This is a genomic window from Anaerorhabdus sp. (assembly GCF_036657415.1).
Classification (GTDB): domain Bacteria; phylum Bacillota_I; class Bacilli_A; order Erysipelotrichales; family Erysipelotrichaceae; genus Anaerorhabdus.
On the sequence record NZ_JAVXGL010000055.1, the window covers coordinates 1 to 12,816 of the forward strand.

Annotated in this window: 11 protein-coding genes; all 11 read left to right on the top strand. The window is 33.4% G+C overall.

What is annotated here, in order from left to right; all coding sequences use genetic code 11:
- Positions 1-117: 117 nt before the first annotated feature.
- Entirely contained in the window at positions 118-1,482 is a 1,365-nt protein-coding gene (gene gltA, locus RSB60_RS08150; protein ID WP_332615673.1) for an NADPH-dependent glutamate synthase, read from the top strand.
- A gap of 218 nt (positions 1,483-1,700) precedes the next feature.
- A complete protein-coding gene (locus tag RSB60_RS08155; protein ID WP_332615675.1) occupies positions 1,701-6,056 on the top strand; it encodes a PolC-type DNA polymerase III in 4,356 nt (1,451 codons plus the stop codon).
- Between the two features lie 274 nt (positions 6,057-6,330).
- Entirely contained in the window at positions 6,331-6,798 is a 468-nt protein-coding gene (gene rimP, locus RSB60_RS08160) for a ribosome maturation factor RimP (protein ID WP_323381594.1), read from the top strand.
- A gap of 23 nt (positions 6,799-6,821) precedes the next feature.
- The gene (nusA, locus tag RSB60_RS08165) at positions 6,822-8,468 is read left to right on the top strand and encodes a transcription termination factor NusA (RefSeq protein ID WP_323381593.1); all 1,647 of its coding nucleotides are present in this window, start codon (positions 6,822-6,824) and stop codon (positions 8,466-8,468) included.
- An 11-nt stretch (positions 8,469-8,479) separates the two neighbouring features.
- The gene (rnpM, locus tag RSB60_RS08170; RefSeq protein WP_323381592.1) at positions 8,480-8,737 is read left to right on the top strand and encodes an RNase P modulator RnpM; all 258 of its coding nucleotides are present in this window, start codon (positions 8,480-8,482) and stop codon (positions 8,735-8,737) included.
- The gene (locus RSB60_RS08175; RefSeq protein ID WP_332615678.1) at positions 8,730-9,026 is read left to right on the top strand and encodes a ribosomal L7Ae/L30e/S12e/Gadd45 family protein; all 297 of its coding nucleotides are present in this window, start codon (positions 8,730-8,732) and stop codon (positions 9,024-9,026) included. The genes rnpM and RSB60_RS08175 overlap by 8 nt, the downstream gene beginning before the upstream one ends.
- Positions 9,027-9,035: 9 nt before the next feature.
- Positions 9,036-10,883 carry a translation initiation factor IF-2 gene (gene infB / locus RSB60_RS08180; RefSeq protein WP_323381590.1) on the top strand — a complete coding sequence of 616 codons (1,848 nt, stop codon included), beginning with the start codon at positions 9,036-9,038 and terminating at the stop codon, positions 10,881-10,883.
- Positions 10,883-11,242 (top strand): 30S ribosome-binding factor RbfA, encoded by a 360-nt coding sequence (gene rbfA, locus RSB60_RS08185; protein WP_323381589.1) that lies wholly within the window; start codon positions 10,883-10,885, stop codon positions 11,240-11,242. The genes infB and rbfA overlap by 1 nt, the downstream gene beginning before the upstream one ends.
- Before the next feature lie 333 nt (positions 11,243-11,575).
- Complete coding sequence (locus tag RSB60_RS08190) at positions 11,576-11,869, top strand: WXG100 family type VII secretion target (RefSeq protein ID WP_323381588.1); 294 nt, start codon at positions 11,576-11,578, stop codon at positions 11,867-11,869.
- 9 nt (positions 11,870-11,878) lie between these two features.
- On the top strand, positions 11,879-12,172 hold the full coding sequence (locus RSB60_RS08195) for a pore-forming ESAT-6 family protein (RefSeq protein ID WP_323381587.1): 294 nt from the start codon (positions 11,879-11,881) through the stop codon (positions 12,170-12,172).
- A partial coding sequence (locus RSB60_RS08200; protein ID WP_332615681.1) for a hypothetical protein occupies positions 12,150-12,816 on the top strand: 667 nt, incomplete at its 3' end. The genes RSB60_RS08195 and RSB60_RS08200, both read left to right, overlap by 23 nt.

The following is a 12,816-nucleotide window of genomic DNA, read 5'->3' on the forward strand; positions in this document are numbered from 1 at the left end:
AGATGGTCCAGACTTTGATGGCCATAAAGTTGATTTCTCGAATCTTGTTGAACGAAACCGCATGTATCGTGATGATGAATCTCATCAATGTCGTTTGATGAAGGAGGAAGTTAAATAATGCCAAATATGCAAAATGAAAAAACACCAATGCCTTTTCAAGACCCTACAGTACGTAGCAAAAACTTTGAAGAAGTTGCATTAGGTTATACAAAAGAGATGGCAATTCAAGAAGCAAATCGCTGCTTAAATTGTAAACATAAGCCTTGTATGAATGGTTGTCCTGTCCATGTGCATATTCCTGAATTCATTCAATATCTTGCGAATGATCAAATCGATGAGGCACTTCATGAAATCAAATTAACAAATAATTTTCCAAGCATTTGTGGGCGTGTTTGTCCGCAAGAGAGTCAATGTGAAAAAGAATGCGTCCGAGGTATAAAAGGCGAAGCAGTGGCTATAGGTCGATTAGAACGTTTTGTCGCAGATCATGGTGAAGATAAAGTAACTACTGTTAAAACAAATGGTATGAAAGTTGGAATCATTGGAAGTGGCCCAGCTGGGTTATCTTGCGCAATTGATTGTGCAAAAGCGGGATTTGATGTAACAATTTTTGAAGCACTCCATGCAAGTGGTGGGGTATTAACATATGGTATTCCAGAATTTAGATTACCTAAATCAATTGTGAAAAAAGAGATTGATGCGCTTCGTAACTATAATGTCAAAATTGAGAATAACGTAATAATCGGTAAAATAAAAACAATTGAAGATTTGTGGGATGAAGGATTTAAGGCGCTTTTTATTGGCTCTGGTGCAGGTCTTCCTAATTTCATGAACATTCCAAATGAAAATGCTGTTGGAGTAGTAAGTGCAAATGAATATTTAACTCGTTGTAATTTGATGAAAGCTTACGATGACCGTTATGATACACCAATCGCTAAACCACAACACACAATTGTTGTAGGTGGGGGTAATGTAGCAATGGATGCAGCACGATGTGCACGTCGATTAGGCGATAAGGTGACACTTGTTTATCGTCGCTCACTTGATGAAATGCCGGCAAGAAAAGAAGAAGTTGAACATGCAATGGAAGAAGGAATTGATTTTAAAATTCTAACAAATCCAGTAGCAATTGAAAAAGATAAAAATGGTAGAGTGTCAGGAATGACATGTGTATCAATGGTACTTGGCGAACCTGATGAAAAAGGAAGACGTGGAGTCACAGTAAAAGAAAATAGTGAATTTAATATTGCTTGTGATTATGTAATTATGGCAATCGGTACTTCAAGCAATCCATTATTGAAGGATTCAGAAAAAAAACTTGAAGTAAATAAACGTGGTTGTATTGTGGTGAATGAAGATCAAATGACTTCAATTCAATCAGTATACGCAGGTGGTGATGCAGTAAGTGGAGCTGCAACAGTAATTCTTGCGATGGGCGCAGGAAAGAAAGCTGCAGAAAGTATTTGCAAAGAACTTTTATAAGCTAAATAAAGAGGTTAAAACCTCTTTATTTATTTCTTCAATTTATGAACTATAATGAATAGATACTTTGAAGAAATAGTTAAAAATAATGTACGTAATTATCCAGCAATAATATAATGTGATAATTTTTTAAGCATCTACTTAAATAAAATAGAAATGCGTCTTAAAAAAAGAGTTAAAAAATGATATGATTATAGACGTTAGAATGAGAGGCACCAATGAAACCATTACCATTAAGTAATTTAGTTCATAATCTTAATGTCAATCAAAAATTATTGACTTATTTTGATAATGCGACAGTAACAAATGCTCGTTTTTTTAAGAAAAATGAACGATTAGAACTTACTATACAATTAGATAAAATTTTACCCTTTGACTTATATAAAGCACTTAGTGAATACTTTTGTGCATCTTTATGTAAAAGTTGTCGTGTATATGTTGAAACTGCTACATATGAAGAAAATATTCAAGAATTACAAAAATATGTTTGGTATTTTGCAACATTTTCACCGTCTCATTTAATTTTTAAAGAAGGTATGCCATCTTATACAAGTGATGGTATTCAAATACTTTTTGCGAACGATGAGGATGTGAAGAAAGCTTCTTATTATGAAGAAGAATTAGTTTTATTTTTGAACTCAGTTGGCTTTAAAGAACAACTAATATCACTCTGTACGAAAGAATTAGTTGTTAAGATTGATGAGTTAATTGTACCTATGAGTAAATCAACACCAACTTCTAATACGCAAGTAAAAAAAGAAGAGACTACAAAATATACAATGAAGCGTGTTAAAAAAGATAATTACATGGTAATTAAACTAAAAGATGCACTAAATGAATGTGATAATATTCAATTCGATGCGACTGTTTTTAGAGTAGTTTATCAAACAACGCGTACAGGAAATACGATTCAAACAATTTCGCTTGCCGATGAAACAGATGCAATCGTTATTAAGCGTTTTGAAAATAATCGTTTACCTCTTGAGAAAATGAAAGAGGTTAGCGAAGGAGATACAGTTCGTGTTTACGGTTCAATTATTTATGATTCATATGAAAAAGAATTAGTTTGTAAATCAAATGATATTGAGAAAATAGAAAAAGATTCACGATCAGATTTATCTAATGAAAAACGTGTTGAGTTACATACTCATACAATTATGTCAGAGATGGATGGAGTTTGTGAAATTGCGGAATATGTTAATCAAGCATTTGCTTGGGGACACAATGCAATAGCAATTACTGATCATATGGCTGTTCAAGCATTTCCAAAAGCACAAGCGGCAGTTAGTAAAATATTGAAAAAAAATCCTGATGCGAATTTTAAAATGATATATGGCGTTGAAATGAACATGGTTGAGCCACAATTAAATATTGTTCGTAGACCTAATGACCAAGATTTGTTTAATTCTGAATACATTGCATTTGACTTAGAAACAACGGGATTATCTTGTTTCTTTGATCATATTATCGAATTTGGTGGCGTATTAATAAAAAATCAAACAGTTATTGAACGTAAACAAATGTTCATTAAGCCACCAGTTAAAATTCCACCGTTTATTCAAGAGAAAACAAGTATTACGGAAGATTTAGTTCATGATGCTAAACCATTTGATGAGGCTGTAGACGAATTACTTGAATGGATAGGTGATCGTATTTTAGTAGCCCATAATGCATCGTTTGATATTGGATTCATGAATGAAGAATTAAAGCGACTAGGAAGAAAACCACTTACTAATCCAGTTATAGATACACTTGACTTTGCCCGTGCTATTCACAGTGAAAGACGTACCTATCGTTTAGGAAATATTGCTCGCTTATATCGAATTGCCTATGATGAAGAAGTGGCGCATCGTGCTGATTATGATGCTAATGTTTTAGCGGATGTCTTTTTAGCAATGATTCATCAAGCCAAAGATAGAGGTGCTCAAACATTGATTGATTTACAAAATCTACAAAGTGCACAATCGTATGCAAAAGTTAGAAGTACCCATGTTTGTGTGCTTGCGAAAAATCAAAAAGGTATTAAATCAATCTATCAATTGGTAACTACTTCAAATACAGAGACACTTGCTATTTTTGGTAATGCCAATAGCAAATCAAATGGTAGTGAATTTTTAGCAGAACCACGTATTTTTAGAAGCAAGTTAAATGAATTTAGAGAAAATATATTAATTGGATCTGCATGTTTAAATGGTGATGTGTTTGAGAGTGCAGCAAATCGTAGTCAAGAAGATTTAGAAAGAGCAATAGAATTTTATGATTATATTGAAGTTCAACCACTAGCAAACTATAGTCATTTAATAGCAATGCATTCAATTCCTTCAATGGAAAGACTAAAAGAAGTTTTGACTCGTATTATTAATACTGCTCAAACATTAGGGAAAATTGTAGTAGCAACAGGAGATGCACATTATTGCGATCCTACTGAAAAAATCTATCGTGATATTTATATTCAAACACAAGGTATTGGTGGAGTTCGTCATCCATTGTATGTATATAATGAAAAAATTCGTCGTCAATTAGTTAATCCAGAACAACATTTTAGAACAACAACAGAAATGTTAGAAGCGTTTAGTTGGTTAAATAATCAAAAATTAGTTCATGAAATTGTAATAGAAAACACTAATAAAATTGCTGAACAAATTGAAAAATCGCAACCTGTTCCAGATGGTTTGTTTGCACCAACCATTGAAGGTAGTGATGAGAAATTACGAGAAGTTTGTTATCAAACGGCACATCGTATTTATGGTGATGTCTTACCTGAAATTGTAGAAAAACGACTTGAAAGAGAATTAAATAGTATTATTGGGAATGGATATGGAGTTATCTACTACATTTCACATTTGTTAGTTAAAAGAAGTAATGAAGATGGTTACTTGGTAGGCTCACGTGGATCTGTTGGATCTTCCTTTGTTGCAACAATGAGTGGAATTACAGAAGTTAATCCCTTAATGCCGCATTATGTATGTGAGAATTGTCATTATGTTGAATTTATTGATGATGATAAAGTTGCTTCAGGATTTGACTTACCAGACAAGGAATGTCCAGGTTGTCATCAAATGATTCGTGGTAATGGACAAAATATTCCGTTTGAAACATTTCTTGGATTTGAAGGAGATAAAGTGCCCGATATTGACTTAAACTTCTCTGGAGAATATCAAGATAAAGCACATTTATTTACTAAAGAAGTATTTGGTGAGGATCATGTGTTCCGTGCAGGAACGATTGGAACTGTCGCAGATAAAACAGCTTTTGGTTATGTAACAGGATACTCTGAAGAGATGGGTATTGAGAATATGCGTAAAGCTCAAAAAGAGCGACTAGCTGTAGGGTGCACAGGAGTTAAGCGTACAACGGGACAACATCCAGGAGGAATCATTGTAATTCCTCATGATATGGATGTAACAGATTTTACTCCCGTACAATTTCCAGCCAACGATCCAAAATCAGAATGGAAGACTACACATTTCGACTTCCATGATATTCATGATAATGTCTTAAAGTTTGATATTTTAGGACATGTTGATCCGACTGCTATGCGCTTGTTACAAAATATTTCGGGTATTGATCCTAAAACTATTCCTATGAATGATCCAGAAACGATGAGTATTTTCTCTTCTTCGGATGCATTAAAAGCTGATATCCGAGAGTATGGAGAAAAAACAGGAGCATTGGGATTACCTGAATTTGGTACAAGTTTTGTACGTGGAATGCTTGAAGTAACTAAACCTAAAAACTTTAGTGACCTTGTTATTATCTCAGGATTATCACATGGTACTGATGTTTGGCTTAATAATGCTGCTGACTTAGTTGAGCAAGGAATTACATTACAAGAAGTTATAGGGTGTCGTGATGATATTATGACTTATTTGTTGGCGAAGCATTTACCGCCAAAAGTAGCCTTTACAATCATGGAAAGTGTGCGTAAAGGGAAAGGATTAAATGATGAATGGGAGGCTATCATGCGTGAGCATGAAGTTCCTGATTGGTATATTGATAGCTGTAAAAAAATTAAGTATATGTTCCCTAAGGCTCATGCGGTTGCCTATGTAATCATGGCAGTGCGTATTGCTTGGTTTAAAGTTCATTATCCACATTGGTATTATATTTCTTATTTCTCACTTCGTTGTGATGCATACGAAATAGAAACGATGACCAAAGGAATTAATGCAATTAAATCGAGATTAGAGGAAATACGTAATCGACGAAATAATCCAGAAACAGCGAAGCAAGTTACAAATCGCGAACTAGCTACGTATGGTGTCTTAGAGGTATGCCTTGAACTTTATGCTCGAGGCTATAAGATTGGAAAGATAGATCTATACAAATCACTTGCGACTGAATTTACTGTCGAAAAAGATGATCACAGAATTATTATTCCACCATTCACAACGATTGATGGACTTGGTGAAAACGTTGCAAAATCAATTGTTGAAGCAAGAGAAAAAGGACCATTTCTTTCTAAGGAAGATTTGACATCAAGAACACAATGTTCACTAACACTACTTCGTAAACTTGAGGTATTGGGAGCTATTGATGGGCTTCAAGAAAAAAATCAAATGTCATTATTTTAAGGAACGTAAGTTCCTTTTTTCTTGAGATTATAAAGAATATTGCAATTTTTAATGATTTAGAAAGTGATTGATTGCATTATGAGGAAGATATGGAGAAAATAAAAAGCGGAAAAGACTAATTCACGGATTCGAAAAATAATTGGGCTTATGTGAAAAACAGGCTGTTTATAGATAAAATACTATACAAACAGTAAAGAAAGTGGTATTATATTGACATGTAAGAACTGAGGAGTGGTTGATGACCACTCCTTCATTGTTGTTTAAAGGAGAACGTATGGATCAACTCGACAAAATTAAAGAGCTAATTTTACCTGAACTTACACCATTTAATGTAAAACTCTACGATGTTAAATGGGTAAATGAAAAGAAAAATCGTATTTTGCAAATTTCAATTATGAAACAAGATGGTAGCATGGATATCGATACCTGTGCTGATGTTTCAGAAAAACTATCTTTAATACTTGATGAACAATATCCTGAATTGGATGAATACTTTTTAGAAGTGTGTTCACCAGGAGCTGAAAGAGAAGTCAAGGAATTGAGTGAATTAGGTTATTTAATTGGACAACATATTTATGTTCGCTTAAAACATCCAGCAAAGAAAATGTTGGAGATTGTTGGGGATTTACTTAAAGTTGAAAATGGTGAAGTAACAATGAATTATCGCGACAAAGCATTAACACGTGAAGTTACATTTAACCAAGAAGATATCGAATTCTGCCGTTTGGCAGTAAGAATATAAAATTCAAAAGGAGAATAATAGAAATGAATTTTAAAGATTTATTAAAAGCAATGCAATTAATTGAGGATGATCGTAAAATCTCAAAAGACATTGTTAAAGAGGCATTAATGGAAGCCCTAGCAAAAGCATATCGTAAACATGTCGATATTCCAGATATTCTTGTACGTGTTGATATTAATGATAAGACAGGTAAGATTACTGTTTTTCAACAATATTTAGTTGTTAGTGATGTAGAAGATGAAGAACTTGAAATTTCATTAGAAGAAGCAAAAGAAGAAAATCCTGAAATTCAATTAGGTGAATACATTGAGCATGAAGTATCTATTAATGATTTAGGACGTGCTGCTGCATTATTAGCAAAGAATGTAATGAAACAAAAAATTCGTGAAGCAGAAAAACAAGCTGTGTATGATGAATACATTGATTTATTAGATGAAATGGTACTTGGTATTGTTGAATCTGTTGAAGAAAAATTCATTTTAGTTAACTTAGGCAAAACAATTGCGTTGATGCCTAAAGGAGCCCAAATTCCTGGTGAACGCTATCAAGAAGGTCAAAAAATTCGTGTAGTTATTACTGAATGTAATAAAGATACGAAGGGTTCACAAGTTTTAGTATCACGTGCGGATGCTAAACTTGTTAAACGTTTGTTTGAAAAAGAAGTTCCAGAAATTTATCAAGGTATTGTAGAAATTCGTGGAATTGCTCGTGAAGCAGGCGAAAGAACAAAAATGGCTGTTTATTCAAAGAATGATGATATTGATCCTCGTGGTGCTTGTATTGGGCCTCGTGGACAACGTGTTCAAGAAATTAGCGATGAATTAAATGGTGAAAAAATTGATATCTTTGAATGGAGTGAAAATACAACTGAGTTAGTTAAAAATGCATTGGCTCCTGCAGAAGTTATTGCAGTATTACCAACTGAAGAGAAACGCTCATTATTGGTTGTGGTTGATAATAGTCAATTATCATTAGCAATTGGTAAAAAAGGTAAGAATGCTCGCTTAGCAGTGAAACTTACTAATATGAAAATTGATATTAAGACTAAAGAAGAATTAATTGAACAAGGTGCTGATTTTGATAAGCTAATGTTTAATTATGAAGTTGAACAAGAGAAATTCAAACGTGAATTAGCTTCTAGAACGATTGCTCAAATGGAACAAGAAATGGAAATTGAAGCAGTTGAAGAAATTGTAGAAGATGCAATAGAAGAAGTAGTAGAGGTTGTTGAACCAGTGGTGGAAGTTATTGAAGAAACACCAGTTGTTGAAACAATTGAAGTAGTTGAGGCAGTAGAGGAAGTTAAACCTACTCCAGTAGAAGAACCAGTTAAGAAAACTGAAGAAAAAGTTGAAACAGAAAAAGTTGTTAAGAAAGTTAAACGTGAACCTAAAGTACGTACAGATTATGTATCTGTATTTGAAAAACTTGCGGAAACACCTAAACCTAAAACAGATAAACCTGAATTCAAAAAACGTAAGAAAAAAGATGAAGATGAACGTAAATTACGTTCAATTGATATCAAAAAAGATAAGGACTATGATATCAAACCAGTATACTCAGAAGAAGAATTGGAAGAAATCCGTTTACGTGAAGAGCAAGAAGCACTTGAAGCTTACTCTGACGAAATTGATTATGATGAATTTGAGGAATACTACGAAGAAGATTAGTGGTGAAGTGTATGAAAAAGATTCCAATGAGAAAATGTGTTGCAACACAGGAACAATGTCCGAAGAAAGAATTGTTACGAATTGTTAAAACTCCTGAAGGTATTATTGAAGTTGATACGACAGGGAAAATGAATGGAAGAGGAGCGTATCTTAAAAAAGATATAGCTGCAGTTGAAATAGCCAAGAAAAAAGGTTCACTTTCAAAAGCACTAGAATGCCCAATTCCAGATGAAGTTTATGAAAAAATTCTTGAGGTAATTCGTGGATAAAAAACTTGCAGGATATATTGGGATGGCTTGCCGTGCTCGCAAGATATTAATCGGTGATACGGCAATCAAAGCAATCCAAAAAAAAGATGCAAAAATTGTGTTGTTAGCTGAAGATTGTTCATTGAATACACAGAAGAAAGTGCTTGATAAATGTACATTTTATCAAGTTAAGGTACTAAAAGTTGAGTCTAAGACAGAACTTGCATATACAATTGGTCGTGCAGATGTATCGTTTGTCGCTGTTGTAGATGAGGGCTTTGCCAAGGCAATACAAAATTGTTTGAAATGAGGTGGAATGATGGCAAAACAAGTAGCAGCAAGAGGTAAAAGAAGAAGCAATACAGGAAACAATAACAACAGACAACAGAAAACATTTATTCCGAAGAATGATGTTGTTGTAAAAGAAATTACATACACGGAAGGAATAACTGTTGGTGAGTTAGCACAAAAATGCAATAAATCAGCGAGTGAATTAATTAAATTACTTTTCATGTTATCTAAGATGGTAACAATCAATAGTTCTTTAGATGAAGAAACAATTCAATTGATTTGTATGGAATATGGAATTGAAGCACAAAAAGAAGAAATTGTTGATGAAGATAGTTTAGAAGATAATGAAGTTGATGATCCTAAGCTTCTTGAAGAAAGACCACCAATTGTTACTATTATGGGTCATGTTGACCATGGTAAAACTACATTGCTTGACTCTATTCGTAAAACACGTGTGGTTGAAGGTGAATTTGGTGGAATTACACAACATATTGGTGCGTACCAAGTTGTTGTACATGGTAAGAAACTAACCTTCTTAGACACTCCAGGGCATGAAGCATTTACTGCTATGCGTGCGCGTGGGGCAAAAGTAACAGATTTATGTATTATCGTAGTTGCAGCGGATGATGGTGTAATGCCTCAAACAAAAGAAGCAGTTGACCATGCAAAAGCGGCAGAAGTACCTATTATTGTTGCGGTAAATAAAATGGATAAGCCAGAAGCTAATCCAGATCGTGTTATGAATGAAATGTCTGAATTAGGTCTTATGCCTGAAGAGTGGGGCGGAGAAACTATTTTCGTTAAATGTAGTGCAAAAGCGGGAGAAGGAATTAAGGACATTTTAGAAACTATTTTAGTTGTTTCTGAAGTTCGTGATTTTAAAGCTAATCCTAAGCGTATGGCTACAGGTACAGTTATTGAAGCAAAGCTTGATAAAGGTAGAGGTCCAGTAACAACATTACTTGTACAAAATGGTACATTAAAAGCAGGTGATCCAATTGTTGTTGGTGCATGTTTTGGACGTGTACGTAAAATGACAGATGATCGCGGACGCGAAATTAAAGAAGCAGGTCCATCTACTCCAGTAGAAATTATTGGCTTAAACGATGTTCCAGTTGCAGGAGATAACTTCAAAGCATTTGCTTCTGAAAAAGCTGCTCGTTCAGTTGCAGAAAGACGTTCTCAAACTAAGATTGAACAAGAACGTAAATCTACTTCAGCAATGTCTTTAGATGATTTAGCTGCACAAATTGAAGCAGGTTCTGTTCAAGAAATTCCAGTAATTGTTAAATCAGATGTTCAAGGTACTGCGGAAGCTGTTAAAGCTTCTTTAGAAAAGATTGATGTATCTGGTATTAAGGTAAATGTTATTCGTTCACAAGCAGGAGCAATTTCTGAATCAGATGTTATGCTTGCAAGTGCATCAAAAGCAGTTATCTATGGTTTCAACGTTCGCCCTGATGCGAATGTTCGTAAAAAAGCTGAAGAAGAAGGTATCGATATTCGTTTGCATAACATTATCTACAAAGCAGTAGAGGAAATGGAACTTGCAATGAAGGGTATGTTAGCTCCAGTTTATGAAGAAGTAGTAATTGGTCAAGCTGTTGTTCGTCAAACATTCAAAGTATCTAAAGTGGGTACTATTGCTGGATGTATGGTGAGTGATGGTAAACTTGTTCGTGATTGTGGTGTTCGTTTAATTCGTGATGGTATTGTTGTTTATACAGGAGTTCTTGGTTCATTAAAACGTTTCCAAAATGACGCTAAAGAAGTTTCAAGTGGATATGAATGTGGTATCACAATTGAAAACTTCAATGATATTAAAGAAGGCGATATTGTGGAAGCATATCAAGATCAAGAAGTTAAACAAGTTTAATGAAAGTTAAGCAAGAAAGAATAAATCAAATTGTCCTTAAAGAAGTAAGTGATATTATTCAATTTACACTTAAGGATCCAACAATTGGGTTTATAACTATTACGGATGTGCAAGTTACAAATGATTATTCATATGCAACGATTTATGTTTCTTTTCTAGGTAAACAAGAAAGAAATGAAGCTGGTATGAAAGCTTTAAATCGTGCTAAAGGGTTCATTCGTTCAGAACTTGCAAAACGATTAACAATACGAAAAGTACCAGATCTAATCTTCAAACTAGATGATACATTAAATAAGAGTCGTAAAATTGATGCGATTCTTCAAGAAATACACAAAAACGATGAAAAGGTCTCTAAATAGAGATCTTTTTTATCGTATGGGAAAGTTCTCCACTTATATCATCAAATGTTGATTTGTTCTTATCGTCTCATCTATCATAAAAACTACCATGGTTTACAAATTGATTCACTCCAAAAGAAAGTGAAATCTTTTTATGGTACCAATGATTATCTGCCTTTATCTGCTATTCATGAAGCCAAAGTCCTCTGAATTCATCCTTTTTCATGTGTGTATTAGATAAATAAAAGAGTAAACAAATTCTAATTCATAAAAATAATAAATTTCATCATTTTCAAAATAATTTTTTAGGAGTTTTCAATCCCTTAACTATAAATAGATAAGGAAGGTGATGAAATGAAAAAGATCTATGTAGATCCTGTAAGATTAGATGCAAGTGCAATGAAAATAGAAGGTGAAACACAAGAATATCAACGATGTTATTCACAGCTGTTTGAAGAAGTAGAAAAAATGAAAAATGCTTGGCAAGGAAAAGATAATATTGCTTTTACAAATCAAATTAGACAATTTGAAGGTGATTTTAAGCAAATTCAAATGCTTTGTCAGCAATACGCTGAGTTTTTGAGGAATTCTTCAAGAGCCTATCGGGAAACGCAAAACGAACTAATGAATCAAGTAACAAGAATATAGGAGGAAAATATGGACGATATCAAAATATCTTTAAATGAGGTTTCAGAATGTGTTGGGCAATTAAGAAATCTAGGTAATCAAATATATGATCATCTACAACTTATTAAAAAAGAAATGGATAGTTTAAATGGCTCATGGATAAGTGAATCTGGTGAAACAATTCGTGGTAAATTCACCATTTTTTCAAATCGTTTTGATCAGCAAAGGGAAGTTATTCAGTCGTATGCAACTTTCTTGGATTTAACAGTTTCTAGTTATGATTCTTTAGAGAATACAATTAATGCGAATGCGTCAAATTTCTAAAGCTTTACAAATTATCCTCTGCATTTTTATGTTTGTGAATGTTGGATGTTCTAAGAAAGTTGAATCAATTACTGTTGGAGAATGGTTAGAAAAAATTGTTATTAATGCTAATATACCTGAATCTACAAAAAGTAATCCTTATTTTTTAAATATTAAGGAGGATAATCAATATTTTTCATATGTTCAAGCAAGTGTTGAATGGGGAATATTAGATACGACTCAACCTATTGATGTAGGCTCGTTGCTTACAAAGGAATTTGTTGCATATACATTGGTGAATTTAATGCATGAAGAATTAAATGCTGCAGCAACAAAAGATGCATCAAAAAGTAACTTCCCTGAACATTGTGCAAAGTCTATTAGTCTGGGTATATTTCAAACAGATAAAAGAGGCATGTTTAATCCGTTAGAGAAAGTGGACCGTGTTCTTGCGGATGAGAAACTAAATTTAGTTTTAGGATATATCAATAATTATGATAGTAAAGATATTACTCAAGTTGACCTAAATGAAGACATAATTGAAGCTGAAATTCCAATTGGATTCAATGAAAGTGAAAAAATAATTCGATACCGAGATGAAGTCAATTTTAATGAGAAGGATATTATCCATTGGAATGATGGAGATGATCAATATTTTAGAGTTG

Excerpts from the sequence above, each read along its gene's own strand:
- gltA (WP_332615673.1), top strand. The coding sequence starts at position 118 with ATGCCAAATATGCAAAATGAAAAAACACCAATGCCTTTTCAAGACCCT.
- RSB60_RS08155 (WP_332615675.1), top strand. The coding sequence starts at position 1,701 with ATGAAACCATTACCATTAAGTAATTTAGTTCATAATCTTAATGTCAAT.
- rimP (WP_323381594.1), top strand. The coding sequence starts at position 6,331 with ATGGATCAACTCGACAAAATTAAAGAGCTAATTTTACCTGAACTTACA.
- nusA (WP_323381593.1), top strand. The coding sequence starts at position 6,822 with ATGAATTTTAAAGATTTATTAAAAGCAATGCAATTAATTGAGGATGAT.
- rnpM (WP_323381592.1), top strand. The coding sequence starts at position 8,480 with ATGAAAAAGATTCCAATGAGAAAATGTGTTGCAACACAGGAACAATGT.
- infB (WP_323381590.1), top strand. The coding sequence starts at position 9,036 with ATGGCAAAACAAGTAGCAGCAAGAGGTAAAAGAAGAAGCAATACAGGA.
- rbfA (WP_323381589.1), top strand. The coding sequence starts at position 10,883 with ATGAAAGTTAAGCAAGAAAGAATAAATCAAATTGTCCTTAAAGAAGTA.
- RSB60_RS08190 (WP_323381588.1), top strand. The coding sequence starts at position 11,576 with ATGAAAAAGATCTATGTAGATCCTGTAAGATTAGATGCAAGTGCAATG.
- RSB60_RS08195 (WP_323381587.1), top strand. The coding sequence starts at position 11,879 with ATGGACGATATCAAAATATCTTTAAATGAGGTTTCAGAATGTGTTGGG.